This is a genomic window from Streptomyces chlorus (assembly GCF_042655885.1).
Taxonomy (GTDB): Bacteria; Actinomycetota; Actinomycetes; order Streptomycetales; family Streptomycetaceae; genus Streptomyces; species Streptomyces chlorus.
This window is the reverse complement of record NZ_JBHSOA010000074.1, coordinates 156,878-178,730: the sequence shown is the minus strand read 5'-3', so window position 1 is coordinate 178,730 and position 21,853 is coordinate 156,878. Positions and strand designations below refer to the sequence as shown.

The following is a 21,853-nucleotide window of genomic DNA, read 5'->3' as shown; positions in this document are numbered from 1 at the left end:
TGTGGGATTTTTACTGATTCGGCAGCTCGAGGCTGCTAAGCGTCAGCTGTCGTGGTCGGAAATTCCGGAACTGCCCATGCCGAAGTGCTCGCCGAGCTCTTCGGGCGTCATCCCGGCCCCGTTAAGGATGTCCTTCTTTTCGGCGCCGGTGCGCGCTAATGAACATTCCAGGTGAAGGGAGATCAGCTCCCGCTGTGAAGAAGGCGTTGAGTAATGGGTGTAGTGGCATGACTCCACGTCATCCCCCGAAGTCTCTTCCATGAGTGCTGAGTCCGCCGTTCTTTATCGGTCCAACGCCGGATTGTCTCGGCGAAGGGAAAAAGATTAAAGGTTCCCTCAAGCCCCGTGTGGGTAGCCCGTGGTACGGGTGTTCCAGGCGGGACGGCTGTTTCAAGAACGACTGTAGAGGGGTGTCCCTCGGTCGCACCACCCAATTCGCGAAACCTTGTAAGTTCCCGTCGAGGGAAATGGAAAAGGGTATGGCTTCTCCCCGGCCGCGTTGGTAGCCCGTGGTGTGGGTGTTCCAGGCGGGACGGCTGTTCCGACAATATGACTGTAGGGGAAGCTTCTTCGGTCGCACCACTGCCTTCGCGAATCTCCACAACCGGAATCTTGAATTCCGGGAGTCGACTCAGGTGTGCCCGAAAGGGAAGCGAATGCGGACAAGAGTTGTCCAGATCGACATATTGGATGTATCGGTCAAGGTGAGGCTGAGGTGGTTGGGGTGGGGTTTCGTCAAGTGAAAGTTGACGTACTCTCGCATGTCAAATTAGCCTGCCTGTGTCCGTAGGTGCAGTGGAGGAATGGGTGATCGCGTGGAGACAGGCGAGGATTTCGGGCCCTGGCTGGCCCGCCAGCTCAAGCTCACGGGGAAGACACAGGCGGAGCTCGCCGAGGAGCTGAATCTGACCCGGGCCGCGGTCTCCGCGTGGATCACCGGGCGCTCGGTGCCTCGCCCCACCGTCATGGGGGAGATCGCCGAGGCGCTCGGCACGGACGTCGGTACGGTGCACACGCGCACCACCGACACTCAGGTCGGCCTGCCCCTCACTTGGTATCACCGGCCCGGCTACTCCGACGGCGGACGTGACGGCGGCAACGCCGCGGCCTTCGCCTTTGACGCGGACGTCCAGGTACTCGCTCGGGAGACCTGCCAGAACAGTCTCGACGAGCGGCTCGCGGAGAACGGACGCCCGGTCCGCGTGCGTTACACCCTCCACGAGCTCACCGGCGAGGCGCTGGACGCCTTTCGCAAGGCCATTCTCTGGGACGAGCTCCATCCCCACTATGCGGCGGTTTCGCAGGCCGCCTCCCACCAAAAGGTCGGACGGGTCGTGGATGCCGGCGTCCGCGACATGTTCGAGAAGGGGCGTCTGGTTCTCCTGCGGATCGACGACTACAACGCCTCCGGTCTCACCGGCGACGACTACGACGACGGCAAGTTCGCCGCCGTCGTCCGACGTCAACTGGAGAGCCTCAAGTCGGGTCGAGGAGCAGGCGGTTCCTACGGTCTGGGCAAGGCGACGCTGTGGGCGACCAGTGCGCTCGGCATGGTTCTGATCAACTCCACGCTCTCCGTCCCTCACGAGGGTCGAACCGAACGCCGGGTCATCGGACGACTGGAGCTGCCGTGGCGTTCCGTCGACGGCAACCCGTACGCGGGTCCCGCCTGGCTGGGGCGGCCGGACCCGGACACCCCGCGCGCGGAGGTGGTTCGTTCCTGGTGGGCCGACGAGGAGACGGTCGAGAGTCTTCACCTCACCCGCGACAGCGATGAGCCGGGAACCTCCTTCCTCATCGTCGGTGCCCATGACGTGGCAAGCCTCGACCAGAGCACGCCCGACCACGATGTCGACGACGAGAACGGCAGCGACGAGGACGGGACCCGCGATATCCGAGCCATGCACCGACGGCTGGTCGACGCGCTCGGGCGGAACTTCTGGGCGGCGATGACCGGTGGCGGAAGCCGACTCCCTCTCCTGGAGACCTCGGTCCGTACCCTGCGCAACGGCGAGGTCGTCGTGGAGGAGGAGAAGGTCGACCCCACCGTTGCCCAACCCTCTCGAACCCGGGCGTTGCGCGCCTTCTACGACGGGACCACCGTGGACCGGCTCACCGAGGCCGGACAGGTCGCTCTTCGCACGGTTCCTCTCCGCTTGCCTCTCTCCGGTGGGCGGAGGGGCACGCTCGGCACGCATCCGGCGGTGCTCCTGGTCACGGAAGCCGAGGACGCGGACGGCGTCTCGAACCAGGTTCACTCACTGCGCGGCAACCGGATGACCATCAAGAAGTCCGGTGTCGCCGCGTTGCCGCTGGGCGTCAACGCCTTCCAGGCCGTACTCCTGGCGGGACACGCGGCCGGGGAGTCGGTCCCCTTCGCCGAGGAGGCCGAGGAGTTCCTTCGTGCCGCCGAGCCCCCCGAGCACGACCGCTGGGGCCAGACCGAGGAGTTGACGCTCCGCTGGTCGCACACCGCGCACCATCGCATCTCCCGCTTGACCACCGAGGTCAACACCGCAGTGAAGGAACTGGTCGTTCGCCCGAAGCGTTCCGCCGGCCAGGGAGGCGCGAAGCTGCGGAAGGCGCTCACCGTGCCGCGCAAGACCGCCGCCGCGCCCAGGCGTGGCGGTGGGACGGCCCTCCCGGAGCTGGACGGGCTCGACGCGGAGATCGGCGAGGCCGGGGAGTGGCGGATCACCGCCGAGGTGAAGCTGCCCCGTGCCGACGAACTGCCCACCATGACACCGGTGGTCCTGCTCGATGTACGGTCGGGCAGCCGCCCCAGGCTCGACTGGGCGGAGCTCGTCGCCGTGGACGGCTGCGAGGTCGAGGACGGCGTCCTGCGCTTCACACCCCGCGCCCGGCGAGCCACCTTCCAGGGCGCCACCGATGTCACCGGCCATCCGGTTCGGACCGCGCTCACGCGGCTCGTTCTCGAACTCCGCGCCGGCAAGGGGGAATGAGGCATGAAGTTCTACCCGTACAAGCGGCTCAACCGCCCGATCGCGCTTCGGGTGACCTCTGCCTCCCTCAAGCTGCCCGACGGCTCCCGGGACCAGCTCGACACCTCGGCCTACTCCATCCAGCAACGGACCGTGGCTCTGGGAGTGGCACAGCACGAGGACTGGGTGTCGGCGAGGATCGGCCTTTCCGCCACTCTGCCCCCCGGCGCGACAGCACCCGATGCCCCGTGGAGCGACCTGCGTGTCCTTGCGGTGCTCACCGACGGTGAGACCAATGTGCGCACCACCATCGACCTTCGACAGGACGCCGAGGGAAGCAAAGAGTGGTCCGGCCACATAGAGGTGTCCCGCGACGACCACGTGGGCCGTGCCGCTCTCACCGCCTACGCCGTCGCTACGGTCGGCGACGTGCCCGGCCGTGCGATCGCCGAGACCGACGACGACTGGACCGTCGACGTGACGGCGGAGGAGCCGCTCGGAGGTCTGCGCCTCGACGTGAAGCAGACGAGCTTCTCCAAGAGCGCACGGGAGTGGTTGCGCGCCTACTCCGACGCGCCCTGGATCGTGGACGCCTCGGGCCGCCTGCCCACGGTGCAGGTCAACACCGACATCGAATTGTTCTCCGACCTTCTCGGCGGAGAGAGCGGAGGCCTCGAGAGCAAGATCCACGAGCTGCTCGTCTCCCAGATGGCCACCGATGTGTGGACCGCGGTGTTCCACAGTTCTGTGGGCGACCTGGAGGTCGAGCCCGACGGCTCTCCGATCTTCCCCACCGACTGGCAGGGCGAAGTGCTGCGGGAGATGCTCCCCGACGTGCTCCCGGGCGTCCATGTGGAGGAGGCGCTCCGTCGGGTCCACCGACGACGCACCGGCGAGGCGGGGTGGGTGGAGCTCCAGACCCGCATCCACTACGCGGCCGTGCGTCGCGCCGGGGCGAGCAAGGCACTCGCCAACGCCCTGCGTGGAATGCAGCAGAACAACCGAGGGGACAAAGCATGATCGAGAAGCCGCACCACCTTCCCCAGCGGCTCGGCCTGCTCTCGGCGGCTGCGGCCGACCCTTTCCTCACCGAGGACCTTCTCAAAGGGATCCAGGGCCATGGAGGCGTCGATCTCGCCAAGGTCGTCGAACCATTGCCGGACGAGGACCCCCGGTGGGAGGTCGAACCGCTCAGGGAACTGGTGGAGGACGCGATGCACGAGTTCCGGGAGAGCCGGACTCGTGCGGACGGCTGGCTGGCGCCCCGACTGCACGCAGCGCTCCGCATCACCCGACGGGAGGCGGCGGACCGTAGGCTCTGGACCCATTTCGCGCTGGCCGTCACTCCGGACTACGTGGCGTGGCGGCATCGCTCGACGCCTGCGTCGGGTCGGAGCGAGTCGCGCATCAACCCGGCGCGTTTCAAGGGCGCGCTCGATCGGCAGTGCTTCTCGCGCCTGTGGTGGGCGGCCGAGATGTTCCGCAACGGCAAGGACTACTCTCCGGTTGTGGCGGCCTGCGCCAACCAGGACCTGATCCACTCCGCGCTGCGACGGGATCTGATCGACCACCGTCCCACAGCCCAGGCCCTGGTAGCCGTGCTGGGACGAGGTATCGCCACCACCGGTCGTGACGTCGAGGGACTCATGACGGCGATAAATGCCGCCGGCGCGACCTTGGTCTACGACGCGCTCGCCCCCGACGAGCCGCGTGATCCCGAGGTGCTGCGCCAGTGGGTCGCCGAGGCCGGGTCTGCACCCCCGGTGCCCCGGCACTCCCTGCCGGACGGGCCCGACGAGGAGCCCGTTCCGGAGAAGTCGGTGGTCGCACTCACCGACTACTTCGCCGATCTCTTCGAGACGGCCCCGGTCAGGGGCCGGAAACCTCAGGACTGAGCGGGAAGGGTCACCTGCCCGTGAGCGGGTGGCCCTTCCAATCGCCGTGTTTGCGGCCGTCCACCGGCTTGCCGGGCTCCCAGGCCTCCAGGTCCGCGGTGGCCTGCTTCAGCCTGGTCCTGGCCTCCTCGCCGCTCAACTCGGGCTCGAGCACGTGCCGTAGTACGTGCAGGGCAAGCCGGGGCGGTACGGCGTTGCCGATCTGCTGTGAGACGTCGTTGCCGTCCCAGGGGTAGGCGACGGGGAACGTCTGCAGCACCCCGGCCTCGGCAGGGGAGAAGCGTTCGAGGTCCTCGTCGGTGCCCTTCAGGACCACGCGGTTCCGTGACACCTTCCCGGTGATCGTGGCGGAGGGGACGTCGTGATCGCGTCGGCCGCGTGCCTCGGAGACGCCGCCGGTTCCGTAGTTCGAGATGACGGTGAAAGCAGGACGTTCGGGCAGCTCCGGCTTGATCTCCCGCGCCCTCCTGAGGGCCGTCTCCATGGGGACCCATGGAGCCTTCGGGCTCTCCAAGGATGCCTTCGGCGGCTCCATGGGGAGAGGTTCCGTAAAAGGTGCCTTCGACCGGGAGGCAGGACGCCCCTTCGGTTGGTAGCGCTCGTGCGTCTCGGAGACGATCGGGAGGTCGCCGGGGCGGAGCCGGACGTCGTCGATGAGTGCGGCCCGATCGAGTCGGGCCATCAGCACCGCACGCCGGCGCGTCTGCGGTACGCCGAAGGCTTCGGTGTGCATCAGTTGCGTCCCCGTCCGGTAGCCGAGCGAGGCAAGTACCTTCGCGTACTCCTCCCACACCGGGAGCACGGCGGGAACCTGTTCGAGGACGACGGCCTCGTAGGGCTCCGAGCCGGGGCGCCTGCTCCGCTCGATCACCCACCACAAGGGCTGCAGGACCAAGCCCGTCCGTTCGTCGCCCAGTTCCTCGAGCCGGCTCTTCAACACGGCATGCTCGTTGTTCAGATCGCTGAACTCCTTGAGCAGACCATCGAGCTCGTCGTCCGGGAAGTCGAGATTCCGCGGAACGTCCTCGAAGCTCTTCATGAGGCGTTTGACCTCGTCGGCGGAGTTCCCCAGTCGTTCCAGCCTGAGCTTCACCGCTTTGCGCTTCAGAGCCCTGAGCTCCTCGACCTTGCGCTTGCGGGCCTTGACGTCCTGGGCCTTGAGCTCTTTCCGGCGAAGTTCCTCGGAGATGCCGCGCCAGGTACGGAAGATTTCCTTCCACTCCTGGTCCCCGGCGCGCACGGCCTTGTGCAGGCGCCTGATGTACCCCACCACCAGGTCCAGCGACCTGCGGCCCGCCCCGTGCCCGGCGACGGTGAATGTCTGGCACGGAGGACCACCGGTCAATACCTGGGCATAAGGGAAGAAAGCGGCGCGATACCGTCGGACATCGCCTTGGAAGGTGCTCATCCCTGCCTTCCGGCGGGTGGCGCACGCTCCTGTGTCCCATTCGATACCGGTGACTTGGTGCCCCAGAACATCAGCTGCCACATCCAACCCACCCGGACCCGCAAACAGGTCCAGGATGCGGAAACCCGCAGGTGGGGAGTCTTCCATGTCGATGTGGCTCATGGGCGTGAAGTGTAGCCGGCGCTGCGAGGTGCTAATGGCGCGTCTCCCCTATGCGTGAGGTGAGGAACGCAGAGCGGTCGCGATGGCGGCACCGAGCTCCCTGGCCACCGGCGGGGGAGTGGCGTGACCGATCTGTCGGTACCGAGCCGTCTTCCGTCCCGTGATGTGCCACTCCGGTGGGAACGACTGCAGGAGGGCCGCCTGCTCCACAGTGATCTTCAGCATCTGCGCCGGGTCGTCCGAGCGTGGCCATGCGTAGTCCGCACCTGGAACCTCGTCGGCCAGCGCGCCCGCGTTCACCCCCATCCGTGCCCAGGCCCGTTTCGTTCCGGACGGGCCGAGATCCGCGCCGCCGCGATTGTCCGAGCCCCCGACCAGTGTGGGTGCCACAGCCAGAGCCTGCGCCGCCCAGACGTCGGCGTCGTGCCAGCCCCGGGCGCGCATCGAACGGCGCAAGGCCCGACCGACCGGGACATGTTCGTCCACCGTCGGCGCGGGTGGGGCGAATGCGTGGAACCACGGCTCCTTGAGAGCCACGAGAATGCCCTGCCGGCGTTCCTGCGGCACACCGAAGTCCGCCGCGTTCAGCACGAACCAACGGAACCGGTAACCGAGATGAGCCAGTTCGGCCTGGATGAAGTCGCGGATGCCGGCATACGTCGGTGACTCGGCGAGAGCGGGCAGGTTCTCCAACAACAGGGCCCGCGGTTGGACCGAGTGGATCAGATAGATCGTGGCGGTGAGAAGTCGCAGCTCCTGGTCGCTGTCCGAGCGCCCCACCGCAGCCGAGGACTTCACTCGCGGCAGGCCGGCCGACAGGAGATCGACGTCGAAGCTCTCCGGATGCTCGTCCGGAAGGAATTCGACCAGGTCCTCGCAGACCACGTTCCAGTGCGGCCGGTTGGCCAGGAGCGTCTCGCACGCCTGGTACTTGTTGTCGAGCAGGAGCATCGGCGAGAAACCCGCACTCTCCAGCCCCGACGCCAACCCGCCCGCACCGGAACAGACGTCCACGAAACTCAATTGATCAGCCATCCGTTCCCCCTCGGCCCATCCGACGGCCCTGCTCTCGCGCCCCCCGCTTCAGCCGGCCGCGATCCTGCTTCTCCCGGTCCACCGCCGCACGTACCGTCGCCGCGATCTCTTCCGCCGGTATGTGCTCCCAGAACCTCAGCACGGTCCACCCGGCCGCCCGTAGGTGCTCGGATGTCTCCTGATCCCGCGCCATGTTCCTGTCGAGCTTTGCCCGCCACCATTCGGCGTTCGACTTCGGCTGGGTCGCGTGTTGGGGGCATCCGTGCCAGAAGCAGCCGTCGAGGAAGATCGCGATCTTGGCCTTGGGGAAGACGATGTCGATGGTGCGGCGGGGCATTCCAAACACTGGAGCGTTCACGCGGTAGCGCAGGCCCTCGGCGTGCAGCAGTTTTCGGACCGCCACCTCCGGTGCCGTGTCGCGGGAGCCCTGGCGGCTCATGCGGGCGGATACGGCGGGAGAGGAGGGGGGTGCTTGTGCCACATGAGTATTTTGCCGGCGTGTTCCCTTTCTTGGAGGCGGGGTGGGATTTCTGTCTGGCTGGAGCACCCGGTAAGGCGGCGAGGAGGGCCCGGTGGGTGCGGCCTCGCAGCTGTCGCAGCGAAGATTCACTCTTTCGAGCATGGCCTTTGACCTGGCGGCATCACTCTGGGTGAGTAAAAATTGAGTGGGTGGGCCCGTCCGGGAAAGGCGGACGTCCGGTCCTTTTGTTCGTGTGGTCTGTCTCGCTTCATGCAGCGGTGGGGGTGAGTGGTGTGCCTATGAATGATCCGGCGGGAGAGGCCGGGGCTCCTTCGGGAGCGGTGATGCTCCACGGCCCGCTGGACGCCTGGGTGGCCGAGCTGCGGGAGCGGGGGCCCACGGCCGAGGACGCGGGGCGGCTCGGTGGGCTCGAGGTCGCCCGGCTGTCGGCGCGTGGGCGGATCGATGCGCTCGTGGTGCTGGAGCAGCATCTGTCGTGGTTGCAGGCCAAGCAGGTCGAGGTGCTGGCGGCGATCGCCGAGCACACCGATGTTCCCGAGGCTGTCGTCATCGAGGCGGGTGGAAAGCTCGATGACGTCTTTGTCGCCACCTGGGACGGGGCCGTGGAGGAGGTGGCGTGTGCTTTGCGGCTGTCCCATCTCACGGCCGGCCAGCGTCTGAGGGCGGCCACGCTGCTGGCGGCCCGGCACGAGGTGACCACAGGGCTGCTGGCCGACGGGCGGATTTCCTACCTGCAGGCGCAGGCCGTCGCCGAGCAACTGGACTGCCTCGACGACGACGTGGCTCGCCGGGTCGAGCTGGCTCTGGCGGCGAAGATGCCGGAGCAGGCGATCGGGCGGACCAGGGCCGCCCTGCGCAGGGAGATCCTTCGCGCCGATCCGGAGGGCGCGGAGCATCGCCACCAGGAGCGGGTGAAGGCACGGCACATCGTGCGGTATGCGCAGGATGACGGCATGGCGCTGTTCGGTGCCGTGGTACCCGCGCAGCAGGCCGCGCTCATGGAGCAGGCGGTCGACGTGCGTGCGGCCGGCTACGGGGACGACGGGCGGACGCTCGACCAGAAGCGGGCGGATGCCCTGTTCGACCTCGTCGTCAACCAGCCCGGGGTCGAGGGTGGTGGCGTCGGGCGGGCGGCGGCCGTGGTGCAGGTGACCGTGCCGTTCGACATCCTGCTCGGCGCGGAGGACGGTCCGGCGGAGCTGAAGGGCCATGGGCCGATCACGGCCGGCCAGGCCCGCGAGATCGCCTTCGCGCCGGGCACCGTCTGGCGGCGGCTGCTGACGCACCCGAAGACCGGGCTGCTCGTCAAGACCGACCCGACGGCCTATCGGCCGACGGCCGAGACCGAGCGGCACGTGATCGCCCGGGATCAGCACTGCGCCTTCCCCAGCTGTCGGATGCCCGCTCATCGGTGCGACCTCGACCACGTCAGACCGTTCGACCACCGGCATCCGGAGCGGGGCGGACAGACGGTGCCGGAGAACCTTCAGCCGTTGTGCCGTCGGCATCATCGGCTGAAGACCCATCATCCCGGGTGGAGGGTCACGCGAGATCCGCACTCCGGGGTCACTACCTGGACCGCGCCCACAGGACACACCTACACCAATACCCCGCCCGTCCACCGACGGTGAAGCGCCGGTGGCCAGGCCGGGTGCCCTTGCGGGGGCCGTCCGAAAGATTGGGTGGTCTGCATGCATCAAGGGGCTTATGTCCCTTGGGTCTGTCCCCTCACCCCTTCGTGGTCAGGTTTGCCGTCATGCCTGGCTCTTCTCCGTCACTGCATATCCGGGCATGGACGGCCACCGAACGGTCAGCACCACCGACTCTTCCTCCGCGAACCACGAGTGGTCGACTCCGCGCCCCCACACGACGTAATCACCCTGCTGTTCCAGGAGAATGCTGCGGCCGGGGAGTTCAACGCGGAAGCGACCACTGATGAGTACCAGGAGAGCTGTGCGTTCCTCCCCCTCCACCCACTGAGATCGCTCGTTCCCACGGGGGTGGACACCCCACTTGATCTCCACAGTCTCGCTGTGGCGCGGATCGCCGACGTCCTTGAAGTGGCCCAGGAGCCATCCCCGGTCCAGTGCCGCATCCTTGCCCGCGTTGCCCACGTACACGCCGTCATTCACGTGGCCGGACGTTAACAGCAGCTCTCGTGCTCGCAATCAGCGCTTCGGGCGGGCGGCGTGGTGAAGTCGGCTCAGTAGCTGCGGTGGGGCCAGTGCGGGTCCTCCCGGCGGGCGGGGCCAGTGAGCCCTATCAGTCTTAGAGGTCGCGCGGATAGGTGTGGTTGGGAGCCCGGCAATAGAACAGGCACAGGTCCCGGTGATCATGGAGTTGCGACGCTCTGTGATCACGAGGGAGACCTGTGCCCGCGCTGCCATCATGGCTCACCGAACCGCTCTGGAACCAATTCGTGGCACTGCTTTCCGAGCGTCCCGAGTTCCACCCGGACCATCCACTCGGCTGCCACCGCCGACGCATCAGCGACCGGATCATCTTCGACAAGCTCCTGCAACTGCTGCGCTTCGGCTGTTCTTACGAGGCGATCGCCGACACGATCCGCTCGGCCACCACGATCCGCAGCCGTCGCGACGAGTGGATACGACTCGGCGTCTTCGCCCAGCTCAAGCAGATCGCGCTGGACTCCTACGACCGGATCGTCGGCCTCGTCCTCGACCAGATCGCTGTGGACGGCTCCATCACCAAGGCTCCCGGAGGCGGCGAGGTGGCCGGGCGTTCCCCGGTCGACCGCGGCAAGCAGGGTCTGAAACGCTCGGGTACGACCGACGGATACGGCATTCCACTCGGTCGTGTCCTGGCCGGAGCCAACCGCCACGACTCCCCCGCTGCTCGCCCCGACCCCGGACCGTCTGGACGACCTGGGGCCGCTGCCCGACGACATCATGGTGCACCTGGACGCCGACTACGACTCGGACAAGACCCGAGCTCTGCTCAGCGAACGCGGCCTGCACGGCCGCATCGCGCACAAAGGCGAGAAGGCTCCGATCCAGGCCAGTCGGCGTTGGCACGTCGAACGCACCCACGCCTGGCAGAACGCCTTCTGTCGGCTCGCCCGCTGCTACGAGCGGCGCGCCACCGTCATCGACGCATTCTTCGACCTCGCCGACACGATCATCACCGTGCGCAGTCTGATCCGGCGGGCGTGGACGACTCACCGCTGGGACAAACGCCCGAACCGCCGACCATGACCGCCGCGCCACTTCTAAACGTCGCGCACCGCGAGCAGTTCGACCGCTGCCCCAGACGACTCCAGCAGTGGTGCAGCGGCAGAACGCCGGGGATCCGCCCGGTAGGCAGCGAGATCCTCGCTGTTGGGAAAGGTTATGAGGTGGACCTCGACATGGTCGTCCAGAGTGCGCAGTCGGCGCTCAAGACGCCCTCCATGCTCGGCAAGGAGCGGCAGGACAGCGCTTTCGTAAGCGTCGAAGGCGCCCAAGCCCCCTTCAGGTAGCCGCGCGAGCATCAAGTATGTGACGGCCATGGTTCCCTCGTAGCGGTCTGCAAACAGTGATCTTCTGAGCCTAACTGGAGTACACGCCCTCAACGCCGCCCTATCTGCGCGACCTCTTATCCGGTCCAGGAGTTCCTCGGGGACGTCCTGGGCCCGCAGCCGTGCGGGGCGTGACGGACCAGCCACGTCGCGAGTTCGGTGCGCAGGGTGTCCGCGGTGTCCCGTGCCTCCCATGGAAGTCGGTCTCCCAGCAGGTCGTACTTCCAGTGGGCGGCGGCCTCGGCCGGGTGCCGGTCGGCAACGCGGTGATCGAGTGTCTCCCAGGTGTCGAGCCACGGGCTGAGTGTGGCGGACGCCTCGGCGCACAGCGCGAGGACGTCGTGTGCGGGGACGGCGGGATCCGGGTCGGTGAGGGTGTGGGCCCACCAGGCACGCAGGAACTCCCACACCGTCGCGCGCATGTGGGGAGGCCACTGCTGCCACCGGCCACGGGAGAACGAACGCCCGACCTCGTCCATGCCGAACAGGGGCTTCAGAGGCGCGCGCCGAGGCGGGTACGGGAGCGTGCCGCACAGCTGCTTGTTCGCGTCACGCAGCCGGCGGGACTCCGTGTGGTGGCCGAGAAGTGCCTGGGCCACGACGGCCAGGCAGACGAGCTCGGAGTCGCTGAGCGGAGGCGGCCTGCAAGGGCATCGCGTTCCCCTGATCGTGGCGTCGCTCTTCCCGTACAGTGCCGGCAAGAGGGTGGGTGTTCAGGTCTGTCATCACACACGGACCCTGGACGCCCTTCACCCGCTCCGGAGGCCACACCACAGAGCTGCGGTCGCGCACGGCAGGAGCGCGTAGCCAGTGAAGGGTCGAGGCCGGCGACCAGGGGAGGCAGCCCTGAAGTGCCCTGACATGTCGCCTGATGCGCGTCGCACCGTCCATGGTGCCGTCTCCACCACCCTGGCCCTGTGCAGTGATCGCGCCCTGCGCGAGCTCGTGGACGTCGCCACGCCGATCGGTTCCGGCATCGGCGGCAAGTCGGCCCTGCTGGAGGTCGCCGGAACACCGGTCTTCGTGAAGCGGGTGCCCCTCACCGACCTGGAGAGGCAACCGGACAGCGTCCGGTCCACGGCGAACCTGTTCGAGCTGCCGGCTTTCTGCCAGTACGGCATCGGCACCATCGGCGCGCCGGGCTTCGGGGTCTGGAGGGAGCTCGCCGTGCACACCATGACGACGAACTGGGTGCTCGCGGGGGAATACGAGGGCTTCCCTCTGATGTACCACTGGCGGGTGCTGCCGGATTCCACGCCCCTGCACGAGGAACTGGCCGACGTCGAACGGGCTGTTGCCTACTGGGGCGGTGGATCGCAGGTGCGCCGTCGGATCGAGGCGCTCCAGCAGTCATCGGCGAGCGTCGCGCTGTTCCTGGAGTACATCCCACAGAACCTGCACCAGTGGCTGGGCGAGCGGATGGACGCCGGCGGGGAGGCCGCCGACCGGGCCTGCGCCATGGTGGAGAGGGAGCTCGAAGCTGGAACCTCGTTCATGAACAGCCGCGGCCTCCTGCACTTCGACGTCCACTTCGAGAACATCCTGACCGACGGCCGACGCCTGTTCTTCGCGGACTACGGGCTTGCGGTCTCCTCCCGATTCGAACTGTCGCCGCAGGAGGCCGGCTTCTTCGACCGGCATCGGACCTACGACCGCTGCTACTCGGTCAGCTACCTGGTGAACTGGCTGGTCACCGCCCTGTACGGATACCGGAGAGACGACCGTGAGGCGCAGGTGCGCGCGTATGCGCAAGGCGAACGTCCCACGGAAATTCCAGCGGAGGCCGCGGCGATCCTCGCCCGACACGCGCCGCTCACCGCAGTGATGGCGGACTTTTTTCGCACGTTCGAGCGCGAGAGCAGGGAGACCCCGTACCCGCTGGAGGAGATCCGCCGGATGGGCCGTATGTACAGCGCGGCCATCGGCTGACGGACCACTGAGGCCTCCCCCGGAGCCGACGCCGGCTGTCATGGAGACGAAAGCCGTCACGCGTCGGTTCCGGGCACTCCCCGTACGGGGCCCGAACCGCACCAGCACCGCGCCCCCTGCTCCGGCGGCCGGAAAGCCGATGACCCCGCCCCCGGGGGAAAAGGGCGAGGTCATCGGTGCTCATGGCGTTGCGGGTCGCTCCGCGGGCGCGGGGTTCGTCCCGCGGCCGGCGGCGGGTCCGTACCCGGCCGCGGGTCCGTGGCCGGGTACGGAACAGGGAGTCACTCGGACCGCAACGGACCGCGGCCGAACATCGAGAGCACCTCGTAGCTCTTGTCCGCGGGGCCGGGCTCGCTCATCTCCATCGCGAACCCGCCGGTGAACAGCTCCCGGTCCACGGGGCGTTCATGGATCCAGTCCCGGATCACCTCGCGGAAGGTGATCTTCCAGACGCCGTCCCGCTCCTCGTACCGGTTGAAGGTGCGGCTGGCGGCGATCAGTTCGCGTGTCGGATCCCCGAACCGGTGGTACGAGAGGCGGTGCGTCTCCCCCTCGGCGTACTTTCCGTCCACCTTGTACCACTCGTTCAGCAAGTAGTGGGTGGTGTTCTCGAACCGGGGCTTGAACTCATCGATGATCCAGTTCACCCATTCGTCCACCCCGCCTTCCTTCATGTTGCCCAGGCGGACGAAGGCGTCCTCGAAGTAGATCGATTTCAGCAGCTCGGGGTCACGCCGGTCGATCCCGCGGCAGTAGGCGACCTCGAGGTCGTGCAGCCGGTCCTTGACCTTCAGTTCCCGGAGGAAGCGAAGGTCCTCCTCGGTCACCACGCTGTCGGCGCGAGCCGCATCGTCAGTCATTGCTTCTCTCTCTCGGGTGGGGGATTCGGGCACGTAGGGGAACGGGGGGAACGGAGGAGCGGGTACGGCGGCGGGGTGCGGACCCCGTCACGCCTCGAGCCGGCGGCCGGTACGGTCCGGGAGCAGGCGGATGGCGACGGCGGACACCAGGATCGTGAGGAGCCCGTAGCCGGTGACCAGTGCCGTTCCGCTGTCCGAGATCTGCATCAGCCAGGTCGCGAGGAACGGGGCCGGCGCGGCGAAGATCATGTTTCCGCAGGTGAGGCCGAGGGCCGAGCCGGTGTACCGGATCGGGGTCGGCAGTGCCTCGGCGTAGAAGGCTCCCTGGCAGCCCGTCATGAACTGCACACCGCACAGGGCGCCCGTGATGGCGAGCGCGGCCATCCACCAGTTGCCCGTGTTCAGGATCAGGAAGAAGGGGATGAGGAAGGCCAGCAGGATGGCGAGGCCGGTGAACAGGACGCGCTTGCGGCCGATCCGGTCGCTGGTCCAGCCGCCGAGCAGGCTCGCCCCGATGGAGATCGAGTTCGCGACGACCATCAGCCCGAACGTGGAGCTCTTGTCGAATCCGAGCTCGCCCGTGAGGTAGCTGGTGGCGAAGGTGACCATGATGTAGTAGAGCGCCCCCGGCGCGGCCCAGGCGAGCACCAGCAGCGTGACCGTCTTCCGGTGCTGCTTCAGCATTCCGCGGGCCGGCTGCTCGCTCTTGCCCTCGCTGGCGAGGAAGGTCGGGGTCTCCTCGACGCGGTGCCGGATGTAGTAGCCGACGGCGATGATCGCCACACTCATCAGGAAGGGAATCCGCCAGCCCCAGCTGGTGAACTGATCCTCGGTGAGCCACGCGGCGAGTCCGGTCAGCGAGAGGGTGGCGAGCACCTGACTGATCGGTGATCCCACCGACATCAGGGCACCCGCGATACCGCGACGCCGGTCCGGCGAGTGCTCCATCACCATGAGCTGCGACCCGGTCAGTTCGCCCCCCAGGGCGAAGCCCTGCAGGAAACGCAGAGCCACCAGCGCGGCCGGAGCCAGGATGCCCACACTGGCGTAGGTCGGAAGCAGGCCGATCAGCACCGACGCCGCGCCCATGAGCAGCAGCGTGGCCATGAGGACGTTCCGGCGACCGAGTCTGTCGCCCAGCATGCCGAACAGGAGGCCGCCCAGGGGCCGTGCCACCAGGCCGACGCCGAAGGTCGCGAACGAGGCCAGCAGCGCGGTACCCGGCGCAAGGTCGGGGAAGAACAGCTGCGGGAACACCGTGGCCGACAACGCGCCGTACACGGAGAAGTCGAACCACTCCAGCGCGGAACCCAGCGCGCCGCTGACGACCGCCCGCCGGGCGGCGGGTGTCCCGCTCCCGGCCTCCGCACCACCCGATGCCGCAACCGGCTGGCCTGTTTCGGCCTGCTCGTCGAGTTCACTGGCTCTCATCGCTTCACCCTCCTTGGTGTCCTCATTGCGCGGCACGTCACTCGAACTCACGGGCGGTTCACGCCTCTACGGCCACTTACGCCACGGGCGCACAGAGGGGTGTTCTCGCGCCCGGTAGTCCGCACCATGCACGGCACCCGTTCGGTGTGCGTTCATCTGCGAACGACGTGAGCATTCACTATGAGGGATTGACTAGTCAATCATTCCCTGTATGTGGGAACATTCGCTCGTGAATACTCTCCAGACCGTGGACAGGGCACTTCGTCTGCTCGTACTGGCCCAGCGGGAGCCGGTCGTCACCCTCGCCCGTGCCGCCGACGAACTGGGCGTGGGTACCTCCGTCGCCCATCGGCTCCTGGCCACCCTCGAGGCCCACGGCTTCGTGCGCCGCTCGCTCGACGGCCCCGGCTACCGCCTCGGCCCGGCCATGACCAGCGCCCGCCCCGCCCACGCCGACACGGACTTCACCCACCTCGTCCAGGACGACCTGCTCGAGCTGCAGGCGGCAACCGGCGAGACCGTGGAGTTCGCGGTCCTCGAAGGGCAGGCGGTGCGCTACATCTACGGCATCGCCTCACAGCACCACATGCGCATCGAGGCCAGAGCGGGAACGGTCCTTCCCGCGCACATCGCGGCCTGCGGACGAGCGCTCCTCGCCACTCTCACGACCGACCAGCTCCGCCGGATCTACCCGAACGAATCCCTCCCGCACGGGGCGAACACCGTCACCCCGACCCGCACGGCCCTCGAAACGGAGCTGGAGAACGTCCGGCAGCGCGGCTACGCGCGCAACATCGAGGAGACCCAACCCGGCATCGCGGCACTCGCGCAGACTCTCCCCACCCCGCAGGGGTACCCACCCATCGCCATCACCATCTCAGGACCGCAAGCACGTCTGTGCTTCACACGCGACGACCCCGGCACCCCGTCCGAGACGGCACTCACCCAAGCCCTGCGCCTGGCGACACAGAAGATGCAGGCGAAACTCACCTCAAAGCTTCAGCACTGAGGGCTGCCCCGTCACCCAACAGCTCCCCACCCCCGGCGGGCGCGCGACGCCGGCCACGGCACCTCGCCGCGCGGTCGGAGCGCGGTCGGAGCGCGGTCGGAGCGTCCGCGTACATCCGGTACGCGGACGCTCCTGCGCCTTGCGATGAACCACCGCATCCGACGCCGCGCGCCGGTCCACCGTGGCTGAGTCCACCGAGACTGACGGGGCAGCCCCGGGCCCGATCCCTCACGACGGTCGTCGGGTTCTTTGCCGGTCGAGGCGGGGCTGCCGCCTTGGCTGCCCCGCCGCTCACGCCCCGTGGCACTCCCCGTACGGGCGGCCCGAGCCGCACCAGCAGGGGGCCGAGCGCTGCGGGGGCCAGGGGATGGCCCGGCCCCGGGCCGCCAGGGTGGTGGCGTACTGGGGGAGGAGGGCGGCGTCGTCGGGGGTGGTGCCCTCGGAGGCGGCGAAAGCCTCGTAGGAGGGGACGGTGCCGGTGACGATGCCCAGGTTGAGGGTGCCCGAGGAGGCCAGTTCACGCAGGGCCGTCTCCATCGTGGCCAGGTGCTCCTCGTGCGACGGGTACTCGGTGGCGAGGGAGGGGTACGCCTCCAGGAGCTCGGTCAGTTCGTCCGCCGGCCAGTGGAGGACCGCCACCGGGAAGGGGCGGGACAGGGCCATGCGGTACGCGCCCAGTTCCGCGCGGAGACGGGTGATCTCCGCCTCCAGCTCCGCCGGGTTCTCCGAGCCCAGCGACCAGACGCGCTTCGGGTCGTGGAGTTCGTCCAGGGTGATCGGCAGGGCGTGGACGGAGTCCGCCAGGGCGTCCCACTCGTCGTGCGCCGCGCCCAGCATCCTGCGTACGCGGTGGCGGCCGAAGAGGAGCGGGTGGGTGGTGGCCGGGGGCTCCGGTACGTCGGTGAGCAGCAGGCGTACCGCCTCCGTGAGCGTCTCGTGCGCCTGCTCCAGCTCGTCGTGGGCCTCCAGGGACTCCGCGACGACCACCCAGGGGGCCGGGTCGCGCGGGGCCGCGGTGCGGATGCCGTCGATGATGGCGCGGGCCTCCGCCTCGTGGTCGTACTCCCAGAGGTTCGAGGCCTTCAGGGCGCGGACCAGGTACGGGTTCTCCAGCCCCGCTTCGGAGGCCAGCAGGCGGTCGTAGAGGGCGGCCGCGGCGGGGCGGTCGCCGGAGAGTTCGAGGTGGGCGGCGGCCCGGAGCAGCAGGGCTTCGGCGTCCTCGGGATAGAGACCGGCGGTCCGCTCCAGGCGTGCCGCTTCGGCGGTGTGGTCGACGTTTTCGGCGGGCGTGTCGGGGCGCATGGGGGACACCGTACTGCCGACCGGTGACAGAGAAGAGACAGTGCCGATGTGCTGGAGCCGGTGCCCGTACCCGTCGAGGAGGTCGGTGGGGAGGGGACATGCGGGCCCCCGTTTTCGCCGCCGGTACCGCCATTCTTGATCATTTTGAAAGGGTTCAATTTCCTGGACTTGGCTGAATTGGGTCGTCCTCATCGCTTCCATCGTTTACCCGGCGGGTCTTACGAAAGTCTGCGCACGCTTATTGACGGTGTCTCGCGTTCCATTTACGTTCGCCTGAATCGATTCATCTTCGATTGCCACCCTCTACGACTCACCCCCTCTCTGATGGAGCCGCTGTGATCAGTAGAAGGAACATCCTCGCGGGCGCCGCGGCCACGGTGGGCGCCGTGGCCGCAGGAGCGGCGCCGGCGGTGGCCGCGCCCTCCGCCGCGCCCTCCGCCGCGCGCAAGGGAGGGAGCGCCTTACGGGTGACCTCTCCGACGGTCGAGTACGTGCGCGAGCCTCTGGGTCTGGACGTGGCCCGACCGCGTCTGAGCTGGCCGTTGACCGCGACCGCACCCGGACAACGGCAGAGCGCCTACCAGGTGCGCATCGCGTCGAGCGATGCCCGCCTGTCCCGCCCGGACGTGTGGGACAGCGGCAAGGTCGCCTCGGCCGAGTCCGTTCTCGTCTCCTACGACGGACCTCGGCTCGAGCCGCGTACGCGCTACCACTGGTCGGTGCGCGTCTGGGACGCCGGCGGAGCCGTCTCGCCGTGGAGCGCACCGTCCTGGTGGGAGACCGGCCTGATGGACGAGGCCGAGTGGTCCGCGCGGTGGATATCCGCTCCCGCCTCCCTCACGGAGCCTCCCTCCCTGGACGGCAGTTCGTGGATCTGGTTCCCCGAGGGCGAACCGACGCAGAGCGTTCCGGCGGACACCCGGTGGTTCCGTCTCTCCGTCGACCTCCCGGACGCCATCACCGCGGCCACGCTGGTGCTCAGCGCGGACGACGCCTACGTCGCCTCAGTCAACGGCACCGAAGTGGCGAGCACCGCCATGGACCAGGACGGCGAGAGATGGCGCCACCCGGACGTCATCGACGTACTCGCTCACGTACGCTCCGGCGCGAACATCCTGGCCGTCTCCGCGACCAACCGCACGGTCGGCCCCGCCGGCCTCGTCGGCGTGCTCGCCCTGACCACGGCCTCCGGCGAGCGCAGGATCGTCACCGACGGCGCGTGGAAGTCCACCGACCGCGAGCCGGCCGGCGACTGGCGCGAGCAGGACTTCGACGACACCGGGTGGCGGGCCGCCAGGGTGGCCGCACCCTGGGGCGCCGGGCCGTGGGGCAAGGTCGTGCCGGTGCTGTTCGCCGCCCACCAGCTCCGCCACGAGTTCAGACTGCCGCGCAAGAAGGTCCGACGCGCCCGTCTGTACGCCACGGCCCTCGGCGTGTACGAGCCCCACCTCAACGGCAAGCGCGTGGGGCGCGACCAACTGGCCCCCGGCTGGACCGACTACAACAAGCGGGTGCAGTACCAGACCTACGACGTCACCGACGCGCTCCGCCCGGGAGCCAACGCCCTCGGCGCCCACCTGGCCCATGGCTGGTACGCGGGCAACCTCTGCTGGTTCGGACCGCACCAGTACGGGGAACACCCGGGGCTGCTGGCGCAGTTGGAGGTCGAGTACGCCGACGGGACGAGCGAGCGCATCGTCACCGGGCCCGACTGGCGTGCCGCCCCGGGACCGATCGTCTCCGCCGACCTGCTGGCGGGCGAGACCTACGACGCCCGCAAGGAGACGGCCGGGTGGACCTCGCCCGGATTCGACGACGGAGCCTGGCGTCCGGTACGAAACGCCGACGCCGCCGCCCCACCGCGGATCGTCGCGCAGGTGGACGGCCCCGTACGCATCGAGAAGGAACTCCGCACCCAGAAGGTCACCGAACCCAAGCCCGGCGTCTTCATCTTCGACCTCGGCCAGAACATGGTCGGCTCGGTGCGGCTGCGCGTGTCGGGCAAGGTGGGCACCGCGGTACGGCTGCGGCACGGCGAGGTCCTCAACCCCGACGGCACCCTCTACACCGCCAACCTGCGGTCGGCCGCCGCGACGGACACCTACATCCTGAAGGGGACCGGCAAGGAGGTCTACGAACCGCGCTTCACCTTCCACGGCTTCCGCTACGTCGAGGTGACCGGATTCCCCGGCACGCCGCCGGCGTCGGCCGTGACCGGGCGGGTCATGCACACCTCCGCACCCTTCACGCTCACCTTCGAGACCGACGTGCCGATGCTCAACCAGCTGCACAGCAACATCACCTGGGGGCAGCGCGGCAACTTCCTCTCCATCCCGACGGACACGCCGGCCCGTGACGAACGGCTGGGATGGACCGGCGACATCAACGTCTTCGCACCCACGGCCACCTACACGATGGAGTCCGCCCGCTTCCTCACCAAGTGGCTCGTCGACCTCCGCGACGCACAGGCGTCCGACGGCGCGTTCACGGACGTGGCCCCGCAGGTCGGCGACATCGGCAAGGGCGTCGCGGGCTGGGGAGACGCGGGGGTCACGGTCCCGTGGGCCCTGTACGGGACATACGGCGACCGACAGGTCCTCGAAGACGCCTGGCCGTCCGTCCAGGCCTGGCTGCGTCACCTGGAGAAGAACAGCACCGGCCTGCTGCGCCCGGCCGCGGGATACGGCGACTGGCTGAACGTGTCCGACGAGACACCCAAGGACGTCATCGCCACCGCCTACTTCGCGCACAGCGCCGACCTCGCGGTACGGATCGCGAAGGAACTGGGGAAGGACCCCGCACCCTACGCCGACCTCCACGCACGCGTACGCACCGCGTTCGAGAAGGCGTACGTGACGGCCGACGGCAGGGTGAAGGGAGACACCCAGACCGCCTACGTCCTGGCCCTGTCCATGAACCTGGTCCCGGACGCCCTGCGCAAGGCCGCGGCCGACCGCCTCGTCGCCCTGATCGAGGCGCGGGACTGGCACCTGTCGACCGGATTCCTCGGCACCCCGCGCCTGCTGCCCGTCCTCACCGACACCGGCCACACCGAGGTCGCCTACCGGCTGCTGCACCAGCGCACCTTCCCGAGCTGGGGTTTCCAGATGGACAAGGGCGCGACCACCATGTGGGAGCGCTGGGACTCCCTCCAGCCGGACGGCGAGTTCCAGTCCCCGGGCATGAACTCCTTCAACCACTACGCCTACGGCTCCGTGGGGGAGTGGATGTACGCCAACATCGCCGGCATCGCCCCGGGCCGGGCGGGCTACCGGCAGATCGTCATCCGCCCGCGTCCGGGCGGCGAGGTCACCTCCGCCCGGGCCACCTTCACCTCCCTCTACGGCCCGGTGTCCACCGCCTGGGAGCAACGGTCCGGCCGATTCCGGCTGTCGTGCGGCGTGCCGGCGAACACCACCGCCGAGGTGTGGATCCCGACGGACCACCCCAAGCGCGTCACGCACACCCACGGAACCTTCGTGCGTGCGGAGAACGGCTTCGCCGTCTTCAAGGTGGGATCGGGAAACCACCGGTTCACCGTGTGACAGCGGCGCGGCCCGCCCTTCCGGTCCCGATCGTGGGGGCCGGGGGCGGACCGCGAGGGTCGGCGGGACCGCGAGGGCGGACGTGGACGTGTTCGCCGCGACGATCACCAGGCGGCGGGCCGAGCGGTCCAGGGCGGCCACCGCGTAGCTCACCCCGTGTCGAGGATGGTCATGCCGGGGCGGATATGGCGGTACGAGGGGGATGGGACTACGTCACCCACGCACGGCCGAGGCAAATGTCACGCCTGCGGAACTGTTGTGCGGGTCCTGCGCGTTGAGACGGTGGACAGGGCAGGAAAGGGCGGGCCGGACTTGGCCGGGCGCGAAGCGAAGGGGA

At 68.5% G+C, this 21,853-nt stretch carries 16 protein-coding genes and 1 pseudogene; 8 read left to right on the top strand and 9 right to left on the bottom strand.

Annotated features, from left to right (window positions below; all coding sequences use genetic code 11):
* Nucleotides 1-42: 42 nt before the first annotated feature.
* Nucleotides 43-261 carry a hypothetical protein gene (locus ACFPZI_RS29805; protein ID WP_381369453.1) on the bottom strand — a complete coding sequence of 73 codons (219 nt, stop codon included), beginning with the start codon at nucleotides 259-261 and terminating at the stop codon, nucleotides 43-45.
* A gap of 542 nt (nucleotides 262-803) precedes the next feature.
* Here ACFPZI_RS29805 and ACFPZI_RS29800 point away from each other — a divergent pair.
* From ACFPZI_RS29800 to ACFPZI_RS29790, 3 genes are read left to right on the top strand one after another with little or no spacing between them, the layout of a single operon-like run.
* Complete coding sequence (locus ACFPZI_RS29800; protein WP_381369450.1) at nucleotides 804-2,963, top strand: helix-turn-helix domain-containing protein; 2,160 nt, start codon at nucleotides 804-806, stop codon at nucleotides 2,961-2,963.
* A gap of 3 nt (nucleotides 2,964-2,966) precedes the next feature.
* A complete protein-coding gene (locus ACFPZI_RS29795; protein ID WP_381369447.1) occupies nucleotides 2,967-3,962 on the top strand; it encodes a hypothetical protein in 996 nt (331 codons plus the stop codon).
* On the top strand, nucleotides 3,959-4,837 hold the full coding sequence (locus tag ACFPZI_RS29790; RefSeq protein WP_381369445.1) for a DUF6339 family protein: 879 nt from the start codon (nucleotides 3,959-3,961) through the stop codon (nucleotides 4,835-4,837). Before ACFPZI_RS29795 ends, ACFPZI_RS29790 begins: the two co-directional genes overlap by 4 nt.
* Nucleotides 4,838-4,847: 10 nt before the next feature.
* Here ACFPZI_RS29790 and ACFPZI_RS29785 read toward each other — a convergent pair whose 3' ends face one another.
* From ACFPZI_RS29785 to ACFPZI_RS29775, 3 genes are all read right to left on the bottom strand, one after another.
* On the bottom strand, nucleotides 4,848-6,392 hold the full coding sequence (locus tag ACFPZI_RS29785; protein ID WP_381369514.1) for a DNA cytosine methyltransferase: 1,545 nt from the start codon (nucleotides 6,390-6,392) through the stop codon (nucleotides 4,848-4,850).
* Between the two features lie 63 nt (nucleotides 6,393-6,455).
* Nucleotides 6,456-7,442: a DNA cytosine methyltransferase gene (locus ACFPZI_RS29780; protein ID WP_381369442.1), complete on the bottom strand. Its 987-nt coding sequence runs from the start codon at nucleotides 7,440-7,442 to the stop codon at nucleotides 6,456-6,458.
* Nucleotides 7,435-7,881 carry a very short patch repair endonuclease gene (locus ACFPZI_RS29775; RefSeq protein WP_381369511.1) on the bottom strand — a complete coding sequence of 149 codons (447 nt, stop codon included), beginning with the start codon at nucleotides 7,879-7,881 and terminating at the stop codon, nucleotides 7,435-7,437. The genes ACFPZI_RS29780 and ACFPZI_RS29775 overlap by 8 nt, the downstream gene beginning before the upstream one ends.
* 365 nt (nucleotides 7,882-8,246) lie before the next feature.
* Here ACFPZI_RS29775 and ACFPZI_RS29770 point away from each other — a divergent pair, with 365 nt between their 5' ends.
* Complete coding sequence (locus tag ACFPZI_RS29770) at nucleotides 8,247-9,554, top strand: HNH endonuclease signature motif containing protein (protein ID WP_381369439.1); 1,308 nt, start codon at nucleotides 8,247-8,249, stop codon at nucleotides 9,552-9,554.
* Between the two features lie 123 nt (nucleotides 9,555-9,677).
* On the opposite strand, the gene ACFPZI_RS29765 is transcribed toward ACFPZI_RS29770, so the two are convergent.
* Nucleotides 9,678-10,055 (bottom strand): cupin domain-containing protein, encoded by a 378-nt coding sequence (locus ACFPZI_RS29765; protein WP_381369436.1) that lies wholly within the window; start codon nucleotides 10,053-10,055, stop codon nucleotides 9,678-9,680.
* Between the two features lie 239 nt (nucleotides 10,056-10,294).
* Here ACFPZI_RS29765 and ACFPZI_RS29760 point away from each other — a divergent pair.
* Nucleotides 10,295-11,138: pseudogene (locus ACFPZI_RS29760) on the top strand (IS5 family transposase).
* 379 nt (nucleotides 11,139-11,517) lie between these two features.
* On the opposite strand, the gene ACFPZI_RS29755 reads toward ACFPZI_RS29760, so the two are convergent.
* Nucleotides 11,518-12,039 carry a hypothetical protein gene (locus tag ACFPZI_RS29755; RefSeq protein WP_381369433.1) on the bottom strand — a complete coding sequence of 174 codons (522 nt, stop codon included), beginning with the start codon at nucleotides 12,037-12,039 and terminating at the stop codon, nucleotides 11,518-11,520.
* Nucleotides 12,040-12,301: 262 nt separating this feature from the next.
* On the opposite strand from ACFPZI_RS29755, the gene ACFPZI_RS29750 reads away from it, so the two are divergent.
* Nucleotides 12,302-13,369, top strand: a complete 1,068-nt coding sequence (locus ACFPZI_RS29750; RefSeq protein WP_381369430.1) for a protein kinase family protein — start codon at nucleotides 12,302-12,304, stop codon at nucleotides 13,367-13,369.
* Nucleotides 13,370-13,650: 281 nt separating this feature from the next.
* Here the strand turns inward: ACFPZI_RS29750 and ACFPZI_RS29745 are convergent, their stop codons facing one another.
* Together ACFPZI_RS29745 and ACFPZI_RS29740 are read right to left on the bottom strand one after the other, a co-directional pair.
* The gene (locus tag ACFPZI_RS29745) at nucleotides 13,651-14,229 is read right to left on the bottom strand and encodes a nuclear transport factor 2 family protein (RefSeq protein ID WP_381369428.1); all 579 of its coding nucleotides are present in this window, start codon (nucleotides 14,227-14,229) and stop codon (nucleotides 13,651-13,653) included.
* Between the two features lie 87 nt (nucleotides 14,230-14,316).
* Entirely contained in the window at nucleotides 14,317-15,660 is a 1,344-nt protein-coding gene (locus ACFPZI_RS29740) for an MFS transporter (protein ID WP_381369425.1), read from the bottom strand.
* Between the two features lie 247 nt (nucleotides 15,661-15,907).
* Between ACFPZI_RS29740 and ACFPZI_RS29735 the strand changes: the two genes are divergently transcribed.
* Entirely contained in the window at nucleotides 15,908-16,669 is a 762-nt protein-coding gene (locus ACFPZI_RS29735; RefSeq protein ID WP_381369422.1) for an IclR family transcriptional regulator, read from the top strand.
* Nucleotides 16,670-16,960: 291 nt separating this feature from the next.
* Here the strand turns inward: ACFPZI_RS29735 and ACFPZI_RS29730 are convergent, their stop codons facing one another.
* A complete protein-coding gene (locus tag ACFPZI_RS29730) occupies nucleotides 16,961-17,971 on the bottom strand; it encodes an SEC-C metal-binding domain-containing protein (RefSeq protein WP_381369419.1) in 1,011 nt (336 codons plus the stop codon).
* Between the two features lie 335 nt (nucleotides 17,972-18,306).
* Between ACFPZI_RS29730 and ACFPZI_RS29725 the strand changes: the two genes are divergently transcribed.
* Nucleotides 18,307-21,516 (top strand): alpha-L-rhamnosidase, encoded by a 3,210-nt coding sequence (locus ACFPZI_RS29725; protein ID WP_381369416.1) that lies wholly within the window; start codon nucleotides 18,307-18,309, stop codon nucleotides 21,514-21,516.
* Nucleotides 21,517-21,853: the final 337 nt, after the last annotated feature.